The organism is Streptomyces specialis (assembly GCF_001493375.1).
GTDB lineage: Bacteria > Actinomycetota > Actinomycetes > Streptomycetales > Streptomycetaceae > Streptomyces > Streptomyces specialis.
The window spans coordinates 237,479-255,396 of sequence record NZ_LN929769.1 but is presented as its reverse complement, the minus strand read 5'-3'; the positions used below and the strand labels follow the sequence as shown (position 1 = coordinate 255,396).

General features: G+C 74.4%; 13 protein-coding genes and 2 pseudogenes. 5 read left to right on the top strand and 10 right to left on the bottom strand.

Features of this window, described 5'->3' with window-relative positions:
• Positions 1-43 precede the first annotated feature (43 nt).
• The 4 genes from BN2279_RS06385 to BN2279_RS06375 form a co-directional block, all read right to left on the bottom strand.
• Positions 44-856 (bottom strand): hypothetical protein, encoded by an 813-nt coding sequence (locus BN2279_RS06385; RefSeq protein ID WP_059007276.1) that lies wholly within the window; start codon positions 854-856, stop codon positions 44-46.
• A 26-nt stretch (positions 857-882) separates the two neighbouring features.
• Positions 883-1,056, bottom strand: a complete 174-nt coding sequence (locus BN2279_RS27285; RefSeq protein ID WP_079031895.1) for a Trm112 family protein — start codon at positions 1,054-1,056, stop codon at positions 883-885.
• Between the two features lie 110 nt (positions 1,057-1,166).
• Entirely contained in the window at positions 1,167-2,525 is a 1,359-nt protein-coding gene (locus BN2279_RS06380) for a phosphomannomutase/phosphoglucomutase (protein WP_059007274.1), read from the bottom strand.
• A 76-nt stretch (positions 2,526-2,601) separates the two neighbouring features.
• Entirely contained in the window at positions 2,602-2,982 is a 381-nt protein-coding gene (locus BN2279_RS06375) for a DUF3499 domain-containing protein (RefSeq protein WP_234347509.1), read from the bottom strand.
• Between the two features lie 135 nt (positions 2,983-3,117).
• Here BN2279_RS06375 and BN2279_RS06370 point away from each other — a divergent pair, with 135 nt between their 5' ends.
• Complete coding sequence (locus BN2279_RS06370) at positions 3,118-3,588, top strand: metallopeptidase family protein (RefSeq protein WP_059007270.1); 471 nt, start codon at positions 3,118-3,120, stop codon at positions 3,586-3,588.
• Positions 3,589-3,613: 25 nt separating this feature from the next.
• Here the strand turns inward: BN2279_RS06370 and BN2279_RS06365 are convergent, their stop codons facing one another.
• The 3 genes from BN2279_RS06365 to BN2279_RS06355 all read right to left on the bottom strand — a co-directional run bounded on the left by BN2279_RS06365 (position 3,614) and on the right by BN2279_RS06355 (position 9,132).
• Entirely contained in the window at positions 3,614-5,149 is a 1,536-nt protein-coding gene (locus BN2279_RS06365; protein ID WP_059007268.1) for a DUF5719 family protein, read from the bottom strand.
• Positions 5,146-8,730 (bottom strand): glycosyltransferase family 2 protein, encoded by a 3,585-nt coding sequence (locus BN2279_RS06360; protein ID WP_059007345.1) that lies wholly within the window; start codon positions 8,728-8,730, stop codon positions 5,146-5,148. The genes BN2279_RS06365 and BN2279_RS06360 overlap by 4 nt, the downstream gene beginning before the upstream one ends.
• 138 nt (positions 8,731-8,868) lie before the next feature.
• A complete protein-coding gene (locus BN2279_RS06355; RefSeq protein ID WP_049578918.1) occupies positions 8,869-9,132 on the bottom strand; it encodes a WhiB family transcriptional regulator in 264 nt (87 codons plus the stop codon).
• A gap of 530 nt (positions 9,133-9,662) precedes the next feature.
• On the opposite strand from BN2279_RS06355, the gene BN2279_RS06350 reads away from it, so the two are divergent.
• Genes BN2279_RS06350 through BN2279_RS06340 form a run of 3 tightly spaced genes read left to right on the top strand, consistent with a single transcriptional unit; the run spans position 9,663 to position 12,506 of the window.
• On the top strand, positions 9,663-10,163 hold the full coding sequence (locus BN2279_RS06350; protein WP_059007266.1) for a cysteine dioxygenase: 501 nt from the start codon (positions 9,663-9,665) through the stop codon (positions 10,161-10,163).
• A gap of 13 nt (positions 10,164-10,176) precedes the next feature.
• Positions 10,177-11,142: a 2-phospho-L-lactate transferase gene (gene cofD / locus BN2279_RS06345; protein WP_059007264.1), complete on the top strand. Its 966-nt coding sequence runs from the start codon at positions 10,177-10,179 to the stop codon at positions 11,140-11,142.
• Positions 11,139-12,506: a coenzyme F420-0:L-glutamate ligase gene (locus BN2279_RS06340; protein ID WP_199827644.1), complete on the top strand. Its 1,368-nt coding sequence runs from the start codon at positions 11,139-11,141 to the stop codon at positions 12,504-12,506. The genes cofD and BN2279_RS06340 overlap by 4 nt, the downstream gene beginning before the upstream one ends.
• A 137-nt stretch (positions 12,507-12,643) precedes the next feature.
• Here the strand turns inward: BN2279_RS06340 and BN2279_RS06335 are convergent, their stop codons facing one another.
• From BN2279_RS06335 to BN2279_RS31405, 3 genes and pseudogenes are all read right to left on the bottom strand, one after another.
• Positions 12,644-14,203 (bottom strand): LCP family protein, encoded by a 1,560-nt coding sequence (locus BN2279_RS06335; RefSeq protein ID WP_324612820.1) that lies wholly within the window; start codon positions 14,201-14,203, stop codon positions 12,644-12,646.
• A gap of 773 nt (positions 14,204-14,976) precedes the next feature.
• A pseudogene (locus BN2279_RS31410) lies at positions 14,977-15,645 on the bottom strand (TIGR03089 family protein); the annotation flags it as partial.
• A gap of 469 nt (positions 15,646-16,114) precedes the next feature.
• Positions 16,115-16,693 (bottom strand): annotated as a pseudogene (locus BN2279_RS31405) (LCP family protein); the annotation flags it as partial.
• Between the two features lie 180 nt (positions 16,694-16,873).
• Here BN2279_RS31405 and BN2279_RS06320 point away from each other — a divergent pair.
• Complete coding sequence (locus BN2279_RS06320) at positions 16,874-17,890, top strand: glycosyltransferase family 2 protein (RefSeq protein ID WP_407702195.1); 1,017 nt, start codon at positions 16,874-16,876, stop codon at positions 17,888-17,890.
• The last annotated feature ends 28 nt before the right edge of the window (positions 17,891-17,918 follow it).

Sequence of the window (17,918 nt, the reverse complement as noted above, 5' to 3'; positions counted from 1 at the left end):
ACGTGCACCGCCGCTGTGCCTGTGGTGCTCTTCGTGGGCAGCGTCAGATGTGTAGAAGGGACGGGGGGAGGGCGTGGAGGGTGGCCACGGCGTGCCGGGCGGCGGCGCGCGCGACGGGGCCCTCGGTCCACAGCAGCGGCAGGGTGGCGCTGAACTCGGCGGCCAGCGCCTTGGCCGCGTTCTCGTGGGTCCGCACCGAGGGGCCGCAGCGTTCGGCGACGGCGTCGAGCCGGTCGGCCAGGGCCTGGACGGCGGCGGGGCCGGCGTCGAACAGGTTCAGCCGGTCGCCGAGCAGCAGCAGCGGGGTGAGCAGCGCCCAGGCGGGGCCCGGGGCGGCCGGGTGGCCGGTGGACTCGTGGTGGGGTGCCGGGGTGTACGGGAGGGCCAGGTTCCGCCGGTGGAGCGTCAGCTCGGCCAGCGGGGAGCCGGCGGGGCTGACCGTGACGACGGCGCAGCCGCGCCGGAACGCGGCCTCCAGCAGGAGCGTCAGGCCGGGCTCGGTGCCCTCGGCGGAGGTGATGAGCAGCAGGTCGAGGGGCCCGGCCCAGCGGGGCAGCGGCCAGGTCAGCGCGCCGCGGGCGGCCAGGGCGCCGGTGGGCCGCAGGCGGGCGGCGCGGGCGGCGTCCTCGGTGAGGGCGCCCCGGAGCCCGGCCCCGAGCGGGACTTCGGGTCCAGCGCCCGCGACGAGCAGCGTGCCGGGGCGGCCTTCGGGTGAGATGCGGGCGAGCCCGGACTCCTCGGCGCTCCGGGCCGCGGTGCGGACATGCGCGCCGCCCGCCGCGACGGCGCGGAGCAGGCCGTGGGGGTCGGCGCGGAGCAGCTCGTCCGGGGTGTCGAGCATCGATTCGTCGATCATGCGCGGTCCGATCGCCGACGGGGGCCTCAGCCGGTCCGGCGGGCCTCGTCCTCCAGCAGGACGGGAACGCCGCCCCGCACCGGGTACGCCAGCCCGCAGCTCTCGCCGCCGCAGACCAGCTCCTCGCCGTCCTCGCGGAGCGCGCCGTGGCACACCGGGCAGGCGAGGATGTCCAGCAGGGCTGCTTCGACGAGCGGCATGGCGTCCCTCCGCGGGTGGATGGCTTACGCCGGTCACCCTACCCGGAGGGACGCCACCCCGGCATCGCGAGCCGGGTCGTCCAGGGGCTCAGAACCCGGTGCTCAGGCGCTCAGGCACGGACGATGCCGAGGACCTCGTCGCGGAGCTTGTCGACGGTGGCGGCGTCGCGCGCCTCGATGTTCAGGCGGAGCAGCGGCTCGGTGTTGGAGGCCCGCAGGTTGAACCACCAGTCGGCGGCGGTGACGGTGAGGCCGTCGAGTTCGTCGAGGGTGACGCCGGGCCGGTCGGCGAACGCGGCCCTGACCGCCGCGGCGCGTCCGGCCTGGTCCTCGACCCGGCTGTTGATCTCGCCCGAGGCCGCGTACCGGTCGTAGGCGGCGACGAGCGCGGACAGCGGGCCGTCCTGCTCGCCGAGGGCGGCGAGGACGTGGAGGGCGGCGAGCATGCCGGTGTCGGCGTTCCAGAAGTCGCGGAAGTAGTAGTGGGCGGAGTGCTCGCCGCCGAAGATGGCGCCGGTGCGGGCCATTTCGGCCTTGATGAACGAGTGCCCGACGCGGGTGCGGACGGGGGTGCCGCCGTTCTCCTTGACGACCTCGGGGACGGACCAGGAGGTGATCAGGTTGTGGATGACGGCCGAGCCGGGGGCCTTGGCCAGCTCGCGGGCGGCGACCAGGGCGGTGATGGCGGAGGGCGGCACGGGCTCGCCGCGTTCGTCCACGACGAAGCAGCGGTCGGCGTCGCCGTCGAAGGCGAGGCCGAGGTCGGCGCCGGTGGCCCTCACGCGGGCCTGGAGGTCCACGATGTTGGCCGGGTCCAGCGGGTTGGCCTCGTGGTGGGGGAAGGTGCCGTCCAGCTCGAAGTACATCGGGTCGAGTTCGATGGGCAGTCCCTCGAACACGGTGGGGACGGTGTGCCCGCCCATGCCGTTGCCCGCGTCCACGACGACCTTCAGCGGGCGGATGCCGGTGAGGTCCACGAGGGTGCGCAGATGGGCCGCGTAGTCCTTCAGGACGTCCCGCTGGGTCAGGCCGCCGGTGGTGGCGGCGGGGGCCGGGGCGCCCTCCTCCGACCAGCGCTCGACGAGGGCGCGGATGTCGGCGAGGCCGCTGTCCTGGCCGATGGGCTTGGCGCCCGCGCGGCACATCTTGATGCCGTTGTACTGCGCGGGGTTGTGGCTGGCGGTGAACATCGCGCCCGGCAGGTCCAGGGCGCCGCTGGCGTAGTAGAGCTGGTCGGTGGAGCAGAGGCCGATCTCGGTGACGTCCGCGCCGCGGGCGGCGGCGCCGCGGCCGAAGGCGCGGGCCAGGCCGGGGGACGACGGGCGCATGTCGTGGCCGATGACGACGGCGGAAGCGCCGGTGATCTCCGCGAACGCGGCACCGAAGAGCTCGGCCAGCCGCTCGTCCCACTGATCGGGAACCACTCCGCGGACGTCGTAGGCCTTCACGATGTGTGACAGATCCGGCACAGCTAACCCCTTGTCTTGGAGTCGATGGGAGGGCGGGTGCTGTCGGGTGCGCGCGTCCTCAATGTACCGGGCAGCTTTATTGCTCCGGCGAGCGGAGGACCCTCAGATGCCCCCGGCGGGCGACCTCCATGGGGTCGGCGCCCTCCGGCGGTCCTTCGGGCCGGGCCGTCCCGCGGGCGGGGGTGCGGGCGGCCTCGCGGACGGCGTCGGCGAGCGCCTCCAGGTCGTCGGTGCCGGGCCGGACCAGGCCGGGGTCGACGGCGAGCCGGACGACCTCCCAGCCGCGGGGGGCGGTCAGCCGCTCCGAGTGCTGGGCGCACAGGTCGTAGCAGTGCGGCTCGGCGTAGGTGGCGAGCGGGCCGAGCACGGCCGTGGAGTCCGCGTAGACATAGGTGAGCGTCGCCACGGCGGGGCGGGCGCACGCGGTGCGCGAACAGCGACGTACGGGGCTCACGATGTTGGACCGTACCGCACTCCTGAGCGGCCCGCGACGACTCTCCCCGGCCTCGCGCGACCGTGTCGTTGCCCTGTGGTGGCAGGTGACAACCGGTGTTCTCACCCCGCGGCCGGAAGTCCTCTAAGGTCGGAGGCGATGGACAATTCCAGCAGCGTCCCCCCGGTTCCGTCCGGCCCGGCCGACCGTCATCGGCACCGGGACCGGCACGGCCGGGGCATGCGCGGACCCGTGGCGCCGCCCCAGGTGCCGCTGGCGATCAGCCGGGCCGACACGTTCGACTCCCTGGTCCACGACTCGGCGGAACGGCTGCGGCGCCGGCTTCCCCAGCTCGGCGGAGTGGACTTCGCCGTGCAGGAGGTGCCGTGGCTGCCGCGCGCGGACGGCGGCCCCGGGGCGGCGGAGGTGGACGGCGTGCCGCTGGGCGGGGTGATCCGGGCCAGGGGCGGGCAGCCCGACCGGATCGTGGTGTACCGGCGGCCGGTGGAGCTGCGGGCGCGGGACCGTGACGAGCGCGCGCAGCTCGTGCACGAGGTGGTCGTGGAGCAGGCGGCGGAGCTGCTCGGGCTCAGCCCGGAGTCCGTCGATCCCAAGTACGGCCAGGACTGAGCCCCCGCCGGGGCCGTGCGGCCCGTCAGTCCGTGAGGACGGACAGGTCCTGACGGGTCTCGGGCACGGCCACCGTCGAGCGGTCGTCGGGGAGTGTCTGGACGGTGAGCATCGTCATGTCGTCCTCCTCCGCGGTGAGCGCGCGCGACGCGTACAGCGAGCCGCCGCCGGTGTGCCGGACCGTGAGGGCGAACTCGCCCTCGGCCGCGTCGGGCAGCGCGGGCGTCAGGACCAGCGTGGTGCCGGCCTCGACGGTGTGGGTCTCGGTGACGGGCTCGCCGCCCTCGGTGCCCGCCGAGTACGTGACCTCGACCTCGGCGGCCTCGTCGGGGGCGGCCAGGGCGAGTTCGGTGCCGGAGACGGTGTTGCCGGAGACGACGGCCCGCCGCTCGACGGGGGTGGTGGCCGCGATGAACGCCGTTTCCCGCTCGTCGTCCTCGCCGGTCGTGATCCGCAGCGCGGCGGCGACCGTGCCGGTGCCCGAGCCGTCGGCTGGGGTGAGGACGAGGGAGCCGGGGTCGCCCTGGGTGAGGTTCCCCAGGTCGATCGCGGTGAGCGTGCCCGCGTGGACGGACACCGTCTCGTGGCCGGCGGGGGTGATCGTGCCGCCCGGTCCGGCCAGGCCGACGTCGAGCGTGATGTCCTCGTCGCCGGGCGCGAAGGCGACCAGCCGCACGGAGGTCGCGTCGGCCGGGATGCCGGGCAGGACGACGCGGCCGGCGGGGCCGGTGGAGGGCGGCAGCCAGTCCGCGCCGAGTGTCTCGTCCACGGCCTCGACCAGGGCGCCGATGCGGCCGGTGCGGGCGGTGACGTGCACGGCGAGGTCGGTCTGCGGGTCGTCGTTCAGGGTGGAGAGCCGGACCGGGACGGTGGAGCCCGGCGGCACGGTGATGCCCTGCCCGGCGTCCGACTCCAGGCGGCCGTCGGGGCCGTAGAGGTCGATGTCGACGACGGTGGCGGTCTGGTCGGGGTTGGTGATGTGGACGTAGTCGTGCCGGCTGTCGGCGGTGCTGGCGCCGGCGAACCAGAACTCGGTGTCCGGCGTCTGGCAGGAGGTGCCCAGCAGGCCGCGGCCGGCGCCGGACGGGACGGTGGTGGTCTGCTGCACGGTCCAGCCCGGCGCGAGAGGTCCTTCGGCGGTGCCGGTCAGGGCCGGGGCGCCCGCCTCCTCGACACGGGCCGCGACGGGGACGCCCGGCTCCTGGAGCGGGACGACCGGCTCGGCGGCCTCCGGCTGCGGCGCGGTGTCCTCCTCGTCCGCCGGCTCCTCCTCGGTGCCCGGCGCGTGCTCCGGTGCGGGCAGCAGCGCGGCGCTGCCGCCGTCGTCGCCCTCGGGGGCCGGGCCGTCGGCGGCCGGGGGGAACGCGGTGTACGTGGTGGTGGCCGATTCGGCGGCGGTGGGCCTTGGGCAGGTCAGCGCGCGGCGCTCGACGGGGCGCGGGCTCTCGGACGCGGACGTCTCCCGGCCGGTGTCCGTGTCGTCGGTGCCCAGCGACGCGAAGCCGGTGACGGCGACGAGCGCGGCCAGGGCGGCGAGGAGGGAGAGGGGGGCGCGGTTCACGACTGGTTGCTCCCGTCGCCGTAGTCGGCCGGGTAGTCGTACGGCTCGACGTAACTCTGGTCGTACCCCTGGTCGTCCCAGCCGTAGGGCTGGGACGGGATGGGCCGGCCGCCCGGGTAGGCGGGACCGGGGTCCTGGTACGGGCCCGGGTAGTCGGGGTAGGGCTGCTGCTCGGGTGCGGCCCCGGGGTCGGGGCCGAAGTCGGGTCCGGGGTCGTACGGGGCCGGTGCCGGCGCGGCGACGGGGTCGGCGGTGGCCGCCGCGGCGGCCTGCCGGCGGGCCCGGCGGCCCTGCGGCGCCTGCTCGGCCTGCGGCTCCTCGGGCAGGTCGTCGTCCAGCTCGCGGCGGCGGTCCGGCAGGGAGAGCACGCCGAGGACGAGCAGGGCGAAGCCCTGGACCCAGACCCACAGGGTGTGTCCGGCGGAGGTGTCGTACACGACGTCCAGTTGGCCGCCGCCCGCGGGGAGTTCGAAGCCCTGGGCCCAGCCGTCGACGGTGACGGGGGTCAGCGGCTCGCCGTCGAGGGTGGCCTGCCAGCCGGACGACGCGGCGTCGGCCAGGCGCAGCGTGCGGCCGGCCGGCCCGTCGGGCAGGCGGGTGTGCACCTCGACCGCGCCGGCCGGGACGGTGACGGGTTCGGCGCCCGCGCCCTCCTCCTCGGCGGGGGTGATCATGACGCGGGAGACCTCGCGGTCCACCCGCCACAGGGCGCCGCCGTCCTCCTGGCTGAGCCGCAGCAGGCCGGGGGTGGTGTCGAGGACGCGGTGCAGCTCGCGCGGCGAGCCGTCCTGGACCAGCACGTACCGCACGGCGTAGTCGGCGAGGACGGCGGTCTGGTCGGCGCCGGAGCCGGCCACGAGGTCGCCCACGGCCTCGCCGAGGGCGGAGTCCTCGCCGAGCAGCCGGGCCAGGTCGGCGTCGCCGAGGCGGGCGCCCGAGCCGCGCACCAGGGCGTACGTGACCTGCTCGGCGGGGCCCTCGGCGCTCTCGCCCTCGCCCGCGAGGACCCGGGTGCGGGCCTGGTCCTGGGTGGTGCTCTCCTCGGCGACGAAGGCGGGGACCTGCTCGGCCTCGCCGCGCTCCAGCGGGCCGTCCGCGCCGCCGAGGATCCAGCCGGCGGCGACGAGCAGCGGCCCGGCCGCGGCGGCGCCGGCGATGGCCACGGCGACGGGCTGGCGCCAGCCGAAGCTCTGCGCGGCGACCCGGTACCGGGCGCCGTCGGCGCCGAGCACGGCGGCGCTCAGCAGCGCGAGCCCGTAGACGAGGGTGGCGGGGCCGGCCCAGCCGTCGCTGCCGGACCAGACGGCGAAGAGCAGCGCGACGAGGGCGGTGGTCCAGGCGGTGATGATGGCCGGCCGCCGTTCCTTGCGGAGCAGCGCGCCGAGGGCGGCCAGGAGCAGGCCGGCGAGCAGCCAGGTGCCGGGGGTGCCGGGGCCGCCGGGGTTGATGTTCAGGAGCTGGAACGGGTCGGCCCGGCCCGTCTCGAAGCGGAGGCCGGCCTCGTGCAGGAACTCCGACGGGCTCAGCAGCACCGACCAGGACCAGGGGCCGAGCAGCACGGCCGGGGTGGCCAGCAGCGCGCCGAGCCGGGCGGCCCTGGCCGCGGGCGGCGCGGCGGCCGGGGCGCGGGAGGGCCCGGACCGCTCGGCGGCGAACGGGATCGCCAGGGCCGCCACGGCGAGGACGGCGGCGAGGGGCCAGACGACCGGGGTGAACGCGGTGGTCACGGTCAGCAGCAGCGCGCAGGCCCACACCGCGCGCCAGGAGCCGCGGCCGTCGGGGCGGGTGAGCCCGGCGGCGGCGACGGCGGTGCGGGCGAGCGGGGGCAGCAGCACGGCCAGCACGGCGGTGCCGATCCGTCCTCCGGCGAGCGCGCCGGTGACGGCGGGCAGGAAGGCGTAGGCGACGCTCGCCCAGGCGCGCAGCAGCCGGGACATCAGCAGGGGCCGGGACGAGAAGTACGCGCTGACGCCGGCCAGCGGCACGGAGGCGACCAGCAGCAGCGTCATGGCCGGGCCGGTGCCGCCGAACAGCGCGGAGGAGAGCAGGGCGAGGAGCGCGAGGTAGGGCGGGGCGGATTCGGTGCCGCCGGTACCGACGGGCTGCCAGGTGCCCAGATACCGGTCCCACAGGGCGCCGGCGTCGCCGGGCGCGGGCAGCAGGGCGCCGCCGGTGAGGACGCCGCCGCCGAGAAGGTCGCGGCAGGCGAGCAGGGAGGCCAGGAGGAGGCCGAGGAAGAGCATGGGCCCGGGGCGGCGGGCCAGCCGCCGGACGCGGGCGAACTGCTCGATCTCCAGGGCGTCGGTGTCGTCGTCGCCCGGTCCCGACTCGACGGCGCCGCCGTGCCGGCCGGCGAAGGCCGTGGTGGGTTCGGTGCGGCGGGTGAGGCCGCCCGCGAACTGCTCGACGGTGGTCCGGACGGTCGCGAGCAGGGTCGGGAAGAGGGGCCGCAGGTCCTCGGGGGCGGTGTTCGGGTCGGCGGTCCTGGCGCGGCGGCGGCGGGCGGCGACGATGAGGCCGGGGCGCAGCAGGGTGGCCAGCAGCCCGGCGGCCTCGTCCAGGGCGCGGCCCGGCAGCTTGCCGACGAGGTAGGCCAGGACGCGCAGCAGCGTGCCGACGATGAGCCGCAGGAGGATCCAGGGCAGCAGACGGCCGCGGGAGTTGACGAGCAGGGTGTACGAGGCGGCGGCCTTGTCGATGCGGTGCGGGCTGCCGCCCAGGCGGCCGGCGCAGTCGATGGAGCGGCGCTCGCGGGAGGACGCCTCGGCGTGCCGGAGAACGGCGGCGGGCGCGATGAGGACCCGGTGTCCGGCGGCCTGGGCGCGCCAGCACAGGTCGACGTCGTCGCGCATCAGGGGCAGCCTGCGGTCGAAGCCGCCGAGGCGGTCGAAGATGTCGCGCCGCACCAGCATGCCCGCGGTGGAGACGGACAGGACGGGCCGGACCTGGTCGTGCTGGCCCTGGTCCTGCTCGCGGCGGTCGAGGCCGGTCCAGCGGCGTCCGCTGCTCGCGATGGAGACGCCGACTTCGAGAAGCTGTCTGCGGTCGTACCAGCCGCGCTGCTTGGCGCCGACGATGACGGCGGAGGGGCTGGCGTCGGCCTGCCGCAGCAGCTCGGTGAGGGCTCCGGGGTCGGGCGCGGCGTCGTCGTGGAGCAGCCACAGCCAGTGGACGGGCTCGCCGAAGGGCAGCTCGGGCAGGTCGTAGGTGCTGGTGTCCCAGGTGCGGGTCACCGGGTCCCAGGCGTTGGGGCGCTTAAGGTACGGCAGGTCGTCCGGGGTGAGCACCGGCGCGGTGCGGGCGGCCTCGGCGACGGCGGCGCCGAAGCCGGTGCGGCGGGCGAGGTGCAGGACGCGGTCGGAGCCGAACGCCTCGCTGAGCAGCGTGGCGGAGGAGTCGGCGCTGCCGGTGTCGGCGGCGATGACGTCCTGCACCGGCCGGTCCTGTCCGAGGAGACCGGTCAGGACGTCGGGGAGCCAGCGTTCGCCGTCGTGCGAGACGAGCACGGCGGTGACGACGTGCCGGGGGAATTCGGGATGGGCGGCCTGGTGCGACGCCGCCTGCTGGCTGTGCACGGACATCGAGGTGCTGGCCCCGGTTCGCTGGACGGTGTGGACGCTGCCGCGCTGCGCCGGCGGCGGGACGTCTCGGACGAGCCACACCCTAGCGGCTGGGACCGTCGGGGCCTCCCGAGCCGCGAAAGGAACGGTCAGCCGGGGTCAGACAGCGGCCTTCTTCAGGCGGCGACGTTCACGTTCGGACAATCCACCCCAGATTCCGAAACGTTCGTCGTTGGCGAGGGCATATTCAAGACATTCGGAGCGGACCTCGCAGGCGAGGCAGACCTTCTTGGCCTCGCGCGTGGATCCGCCCTTCTCGGGGAAGAACGACTCGGGGTCGGTCTGGGCGCACAGCGCGCGCTCCTGCCAGCCGAGCTCTTCGTCCGCCTGGTCGACCAGCAGTTGTTGGAACAGCTCGGTCATATGCGCGCCCCTCGTCGTCTTTGCTTCCCCGTGATGTCGTCGTTATCGATCCCGCTCGAACGACATGAGTGAAATTACAAGTGGGGCGCTCTGCGGCAGTCAAGCCACGATCTGCTATTCACCCGATGATTCACCCTGTGGCACCACAGCCATACAGAAAGTGTTCAAAACGCCACAAACCATGCTCGCCCGCGCGACCCCCAGCCGCACAATCCGGTCGTTCTCCTCCCACTTCATGTCCCGTACGTAAGGGAGAGACGAACCTGGCACCGAATGCGTTGCCGACCGCGTACGGCAGCGATGAGGATCACAGCCGGATCACGGATGGGCAACGGCGCCCGGAGGCACGGGTGATGCGGCATCTGTCCTCACTTCGCGGTGCATAAACCTTTCCCCTGACGCCAGACCGGAAGGGATGAAACAATGCCCCCGACAGCGCGCGAGGTTGACAAGCGCGCGCCCCCGACGCTCCCCTGGGGCATCCCTTCCGGGGCATCCCTTCCCACCGACCGATGGCGACATCTCACTCCATGGACAACGACAACGAAATCGCCGGCGACCCGCTGGCGATCCCGCATCTGCTGCCGCCCGCTCCCGAGCACCCCGCCACCGTCGCGCAGTTCGCCGCCCTGGCCGCCGCGCTCGCGGGTGATCGCGCGTGTTGGGCGCCCCTGGTGCGGTACGACGCGGTCAGCCGCTGGTATCACCGGCTCCTGACCGGTCCTGGGTACGAGGTGTGGCTGCTGAGCTGGGTGCCCGGGCAGGGCAGCGGCCGGCACGACCACGGCGGCTCCAACGGCCTGTACACGGTGCTGTCGGGCGCGTTGACCGAGCACGCCGTGGGCCGCGGCAGCCGGGTGCTGACGCCGGGTTCGATGCGGGTCTTCGCGCCGGGCTATGTCCACGAGGTGGTCAACGCCTCGCTGGAGCCCGCCGCCAGCCTGCACATCTACTTCCCCGGCCTCACCGAGATGCGCATGTACGCGCGCCCGCATGCCGAACCCGCGCCGCGCGATGTCCTCACCTGCTGACAGACTGGCGGGCATGCGACGCTTCGTGGTTCTGTCCGGCGGTATCGGCGGCGCGCGCTTCCTGCGCGGTCTGCGGCGCGCCGCCCCGGACGCGGAGATCACCGTCATCGGCAACACCGGTGACGACATCCATCTCTTCGGTCTCAAGGTCTGTCCCGACCTGGACACCGTGATGTACACACTCGGCGGCGGCATCCACGAGGAGCAGGGCTGGGGCCGCGCGGCGGAGACGTTCACCGTCAAGGAGGAGCTGGCCGCGTACGGGGTCGGCCCCGAGTGGTTCGGCCTGGGCGACCGCGACTTCGCCACGCACATCGTCCGCACCCAGATGATCGCCGCCGGGTATCCGCTCAGCGCGGTCACCGAGGCGCTGTGCAAGCGCTGGGAGCCGGGCGTGCGGCTGCTGCCGATGACGGACGACCGCGTGGAGACCCACGTGCTGATCGACGACGGCGACGGTGGCCGGAAGGCGGTGCACTTCCAGGAGTACTGGGTGCGGCTGCGGGCCGCGGTCCCCGCGCACGCGGTGATCCCGGTCGGCGCCGAGCAGTCCGCGCCCGCGCCGGGCGTGCTGGAGGCCGTCGCGGCGGCGGACGCCGTCCTGTTCCCGCCGTCGAACCCGGTGGTGAGCGTCGGCACGATCCTGGCCGTGCCCGGGATCAGGGAGGCCATCGAGAACGCCGGCGTCCCGGTCGTCGGTCTCTCCCCCATCATCGGCGACGCCCCGGTGCGCGGCATGGCCGACAAGGTGCTGGCCGCCGTGGGCGTGCCGGCGACCGCCGCCGCCGTGGCCCGGCACTACGGCCCGGGGCTGCTGGACGGCTGGCTGGTGGACACCGTGGACGAGGAGGCGGTCAAGGCGGTGGAGGCCGACGGCATCCGCTGCCGGGCCGTTCCGCTGCTGATGACCGACCTCGACGCCACCGCCGCGATGGCGCGGGAGGCGCTGGCGCTCGCCGAGGAGGTCGCGGCCCCGTGACGGACCGGACGGATGAGACGGACGTGACGGAGGGGGCGGTTCCGGCGGACGTGCCCTCCTACCACGTGTGGGCCGTGCCGGGCATACCGGAGGTCGGGCCGGGCGACGAGCCGGCCGCGCTCATCGCGGACCGCGCCACCGCCCCCGGGCTGCCGGGGCTGCGGGACGGCGACATCGTCGTCGTCACGTCGAAGATCGTGAGCAAGGCGGAGGGTCGCGTCCGGCAGGCCGACGACCGCGAGGCCGCCATCGACGAGGAGACCGTCCGGGTCGTCGCGCGGCGCGGACGGGCCCGGATCGTGGAGTCCCGGCAGGGTTTCGTGATGGCGGCGGCCGGTGTGGACGCCTCCAACACGCCCGTCGGGACCGTGCTGTTGCTGCCGGAGGACCCGGACGCCTCGGCGGAGCGCATCCGGCGCGGGCTGCGGGAGCGGCTCGGGGTCGAAGTCGGTGTGATCATCACCGACACCTTCGGGCGGCCCTGGCGCGAGGGGCAGACCGATGTGGCGATCGGCGCGGCCGGGGTCTCGGTCCTGGACGACCTGCGCGGCGGGACCGACACGTTCGGCAAGCAGTTCGACGTCACCGTGACCGCCGTGGGCGACGAGCTGGCGGGCGCGGGTGAGCTGGTCAAGGGCAAGACGGCCGGGCTGCCGGTCGCGGTGATCCGGGGTCTGGGCCACCGCGTCGGGGACGGCGCGGCCGGGGGCGGCGCGCGGGACCTGATCCGTGACCCGGCGCTGGACATGTTCCGGCTGGGCACCTCGGAGGCGGTGCGCGAGGCCGTCACGCTGCGCAGGACGGTCCGCGCGTTCACGGCGGACCCGGTGGACCCGGCGGCGGTACGGCGGGCGGTGGCCGCCGCGGTGACCGCCCCGGCGCCGCATCACACGACGCCGTGGCGGTTCGTGCTGCTGGAGTCCGCCGGTGCGCGGACGAGGCTGCTGGACGTGATGCGGGACGCGTGGATCGCCGACCTGCGGGGCGACGGCAAGTCCGAGGAGTCCATCGCCAAGCGCGTGCGCCGGGGCGACGTGCTGCGCGCGGCGCCGTATCTGGTGGTGCCCTGCATGGTGATGGAGGGCTCGCACACCTACCCGGACGAGCGGCGGAACGCGGCGGAACGCGAGATGTTCGTCGTCGCCGCGGGCGCCGGGGTGCAGAACCTGCTGGTGGCGCTCGCTGGCGAGGGTCTGGGCTCGGCGTGGGTGTCGTCCACGATGTTCTGCCGGGACGCCGTCCGGGCGGAGCTGGGGCTGCCGGAGAGCTGGGACCCGATGGGCGCGGTGGCGGTGGGTCACGCGGCGGCCCCGCCCCGGCCCAGGCCACCGCGCGCCGCCGACGCGTTCATCACCGTGCGCTAGCAGACGGCGTCGGCGCTCTTCCCGTTCTCGTCCTTGTCGCTCTTGTCGCCGCTTCCGCCGTTCTTGGCGGGGGCGGGGCTCACCTCCTCGTCGGCAGCGTCATATTTGTATAGCCGGCTGCTTCCCGGGCGGCCCCCCTACGAGGCGCAGACGTCTTCGTCGTCCGCCGTGATGCTGTTGACGTCCTCCGGCAGCTCGGCGGGCACCTCGATGGGCTCCCCCGCCCCGCGGAAGTCGTCGCCGAGAACGAGGACCATGGGCGCGTCTCCGGCGTCCGCCGACTGCTCCTTCAGGGCGGAGTCCGGCAGGCCCATCATCTCCGCGAGGGTCGCCGCCTGGCCGGCCTGGTCGGGGCCGTACTCCAGCGTGGTCTCCTCCTGCGTCTCGGGCGCGTTGCCCGCGTTGGTCGCCAGCGGCACGCCCTGCGCGTTCTGCAACCAGTCCAGTGTCTCCTGGGCGGCGCCGATCACGTTGCCGCCGTTGAAGACATCGACCCTGACCTCGGCGGCCGGGACCGGCTCGGGCTCGTCCGCGCCGCCCCCGGCCTCCTCGTCGCCGGAGCCGCCCGAGTCCCCGGAGCCCTCGGCCTCCCCGGAGTCCGTCATGGAGACGTCCTCCCGGAGCATCCGGAAGATCGGTTCGGCCCTGGCCTCGTCGATGACGACGGTGGCCTTGGCGCCCTCGGGCTCGGCGGGGTTGTCCAGGACCGGCAGGGTGACGAAGTTCATGTCGGACATCGGGACCTGGCCGAGGTCCTCGGCGAGGTTCCGCAACTGGTCGATGCTCCCGATGCCGGTGTCCACGGTCAGCGACCTGGTCGCCGTGTCGGCGAGGTCCCACAACCGGGTGGGGCTGCTGAGTATCCCGCCCTCGGTGATCTGCCGGGCCATCGAGGCCACGAACTGCTGCTGGAGCTCGATCCGGCTCAGGTCGCTGCCGGTGCCCACCGAGTGGCGGGTCCGGACGAACGCCAGCGCCTCCTCGCCTTCCACCTCGTGCCGTCCGGCGTCGAGCTGGAGACCGGACTTGGGGTCGTCGATGGGCTCGGCCAGGCAGATCGGGACACCGCCGACGGCCGACGAGAGGTCCTTGACGGCGTTGAAGTCGGCCATCATGAAGTGGTTGATCTCGACGCCGGTCATCTCCTGGACCGTGCGCCAGACGCAGCCCGGGTCGCGCCCGTCGACGCCCATGCTCTGGTTGAACCGGACGTCCTCGGAGCCGGGGATGATCTCCTTGGAGCCGTCCTCCAGCGTGACCTCGCAGTCCGGGATGTCGGTGATGAGGTCCCGGGGGATGCTCAGGCCGGTGGCGTGGGTCCGGTCCTCGGAGAAGTGCATGAGGATCGTGGTGTCCGCGCCCTCGCTGGCCTCGCCGCCGTAGCTGTCGTTGCCCGAGCCGGTGCGGGTGTCGGTGCCGATGAACAGGATGTTCACCGGCTCGTCGGACTGGAAGTTGTTCTCGATGCCGACGTCGACCTTGTTGATGTTGCCGTTCAGCCGGTTGTAGGCCCACCAGGCGCCGGCGCAGCCCACGATCAGGAGCATCGCGAGGCTGCCACCGGTCCACATCAGGGCCTTCTTGGTGCGGCTGCGCCGCTTCCCGCCGTTCGCCCCCCGGCCGCCGGTCGCGCTCTTCGCGTTCCGGCCTTTGCGGCGGCTGGGCGGCGGACCCCGGCGGTCGCGCTGGCCCGGCATGGCCGGGTCGTCGCCCGTGCGGCCCGGGCCGGTCGACGGTGCGCGACGCTGGCGTGGCGCTGCGTTACGACCCTGGCGCGCGGGGTCACCGGTAGCTGACGACTGGGGCGGTCGCCCGCCTTGTCCGGCGCGGGGCGCGCCAGGCAGTCTCAGCTCATAGTCGCCGGTGTCCGGGTTGAACACCCACTGATCCGCGGGATCGACATCGCCCGCGCCCCCACGTCCCTGCGCGTCCACGTAACCGTGCGCCCTCCGTGTGCTCCTTCTAGAGGATCAGACGGCACACACTAGCCTCCAGGTTCCGGGGGCCGCGATCGCGGTGACGCATTCCACCCGATGTGGTGGGGGCAAACCTCTTGCTACTCACCCTTTTTGGGGCGTTTATCGGCTCGTTCCCCGGCGCAGATCGGCTGCCCGGTGTCCGGCAGTTCGCCGCGGAGCCGCGTCAGCAGCCCGTGGGCGCGGGTGTCGTCGCCGGCCGGGACGTCGAGCACCCGCAGCGCGCCGGGTGGTACGGCGCGCAGTTCGGGCGGCGCGGCCCCGGAGCGGTGGAACGCGCAGACATCGGTGCCGGCGGGGGCGGCGGCCAGGGACGTGGTCGTGGTGTGGCCGTCGAGGCGGAGCCGGGTGAGCCGTTCCAGGGTGCGGATCAGGCAGGCGGTGCCTCCGGTGGCATGGGCGCGGTCGAGGCCGGTGCGGGTGGCGCGGTGCGGGGTGCCGTCGCGGCCGGCGCACGCGGGCACGTCGGCCGGGAGGCCGGGCGGGACGGACACGGCGGTGGCGCTCCTGCCGTCGGTGGGGAGGTGGAGCAGCAGGAGCCCGGTGAGGCGGGGGGCCCGGTCCGTGTCCTCCGCCGGCTCGCCGGTGCCGATGACCAGGACGTTGCGGGCGGCGCCGGGGCCGAGCCCGCGTTCGGCGGCGTCGGCGCGGGCCCGTTCGACCACCTCGCGGCCGGTCAGCTCCTCGCCGTCGGCGACCAGGGCGGCGTGGTCGGGGCCCGGCGGGTCGTACGCGGCGAACGTGTCGGGCTGGGCGGGCACGGCGACGGCGTAGTCGGTGAACCCGGCGGGCGGCTGGGCGAAGCGGGCGCCGAGGGGGCGCAGGCTGAGGGCGACGCGCTCCCCGCGGCAGGCGCGCGCCTCGTCCAGGGGGTCGGGGCCGGTGACGACGAGGTCGGCCTCGGCCGGGTCGCCGCCCAGGGCCGCGACCACTCCGGTGGCGGCCGTGGCCAGCAGCCATGCGGCGGTCTGCCAGTGGGCGGGCAGCAGCAGCGCGAGGCGGTCGCCGGGCTCGGCGGACAGCTCGTCCTGGAGGAGGTTGGCGGTCTTCGCCACCCAGTTGGCGAGGGTGGCGGCGGAGAGTTCGACCCGTTCGCCGGTGGCGTCGTCGTAGTACGTCACCAGGGGGCGGGCGGCATCGGTGGCGAGCGCGGAACGCAGCAGGTCGGCGGGGGGGGGGTGGGGTTCTTCTACACATCTGACGCTGGCGGCGGAGGTGGTGGGGGGGGGCTCGCACGTCGCCGGAGGCGTGCAGAAAGAGGACGAGATTTTGCTCTTTTTGCGTAAGAGCAGCCCACGCGCCCGTGTCTCCGCGATCTGCTTCGGCGGCAGCGTCAGGTGTGTATACGGGACAGTCCCAGATGACCGTGGAGCCGAGGCCCGGTACCGCGCGTCCCGTGTCCTCGACGGGCACGGACGCGAAGCGGGCGTCGGTCGGTGAGAAGTCCCGCAGGCCCTCGGCGAGCTGGAGCATCTGTTCGGCACCGAATCCGGGGTCGGCGCGGACCGAGTCGAGCAGCGCGCCGGCCGTCCCGGCGAGCCGGTCCGGGTCGAGCAGCAGCCCACCGGTGACGGCCCGGTCCACGAACGCCGCCATGAACTCCTGCTGGCGCCGCATCCGTCCGAGGTCGGAGTCGCCGTCCACGTGCCGGGCGCGGACGTACGCCAGGGCCTCGGCGCCGTTCAGCCGGCTGGTGCCGGCCGGCAGGTCGAGACCGGCGTGCTCGTCGCGCAGCGGGACCGGGGTGCACAGCTCCACGCCGCCCACCTCGTCCACCGCGCGCATGAAGCCGGTGAAGCTGACCTCCAGGTAGTGGTCGACGCGGACGCCGGTCATGTCCTCGACGGTGCGCACCATGAGCGCCGGACCGCCGTGCGAGAGCGCCGCGTTGAGCTTGTCGGCGTGCGGCGCGTGGTGGGCGCCGGAGACGGCGAAGGTGTGCTCGGGGAGTTCGGCGTAGGAGTCGCGGGGCAGGCTGACGACGGTCGCCCGGTCGCCCGACGCGGACAGGTGGAGCAGCAGGACGGTGTCGGCGCAGTAGCACGAGGCGTGGCCGAGGTGGTAGCGCTCGCGTTCCTCGGCGGTGAGGCCCTCGCGCGAGTCGGTGCCGATCAGCAGGACGGTGAGACCTTCTCCGCCCTCGGGCCGGTCGGGCAGGCCGGCGAACGGATCGACTCGCTGGACGCCGTGCTCGGCCGCGTTGATCACCATGTGGCCCACCCCGCCGGTCGTCAGGACCAGTCCGGCGACGACGGCCGCGGAGCACAGGCCCTTGCGGCGGCGGGGTGTAGCGGGCATGTCGGGCACCTCCCGACCGTCACCGTATGGCCATAGGATCAACGGTCCGGGGCGGCGCGCACCGGGGTCGCCCATACGCGGTAACGTGCTCCGGTGACCAGCATTCCCACGCCTCCCTCGGTGTCCGTGATCATGCCCGTGCTCAACGAGGAACGGCATCTGCGGGACTCCGTACGGCACATCCTGGAGCAGGACTACGCGGGCGAGCTGGAGGTCGTCATCGCGCTGGGTCCCTCCTCGGACCGGACCGACGCGATCGCCGCCGAGTTGGTGGCCGCGGACCCCCGGGTGCGGACCGTACCCAATCCGACCGGCCGGACGCCCGCCGGGCTGAACGCGGCCATCGCCGCCTCCCGGCACCCGGTGGTGGTGCGCGTGGACGGGCACGGGATGCTCTCGCCCGACTACATCGCCACGGCCGTGCGGCTGCTGGCCGAGACGGGCGCGGCGAACGTCGGCGGGATCATGCACGCCGAGGGCGAGAACGACTGGGAGCGGGCCGTGGCCGCCGCGATGACCTCACGGATAGGGGTGGGGAACGCGGCGTTCCACACCGGCGGCGAGGCGGGCGAGGCCGAGACCGTCTACCTGGGGGTGTTCCGGCGCGAGGTGCTGGAGGAACTGGGCGGCTACAACGAGGAGTTCATCCGCGCGCAGGACTGGGAGCTGAACTACCGCATCCGGCGGTCGGGGCGGCGGATCTGGTTCTCGCCGGAGCTGCTGGTCTCCTACCGGCCGCGTCCTTCGGTGCGGGAGCTGGCCAAGCAGTACCGGAACTACGGGCGTTGGCGGCGGGTCGTGGCCCGTTACCACGCCGGGTCGATCAACCCGCGCTACCTCGCGCCGCCCGCCGCGCTGGTGGCGATCGCCGCCGGGGTCGTGGCGGGCGCGGTGCTCACGCCCTGGGGTCTCGTCGTGCCCGCGGGCTATCTGGCGGGGATCATCCTCGGCTCGCTGCCCGCCGGGAAGGGGCTGCCGGCCGGGGCGCGGCTGCGGGTGCCGGTGGCACTGGCGACCATGCACATGTCGTGGGGCTGGGGGTTCCTGACCAGCCCGCGACGGCTGGCGAGGCAGGTCATCGCCAGCCGCCGGGAGCCCGTCACCACCTGACGCCGGGCCCGTCCGTCCGCCCGTCCCG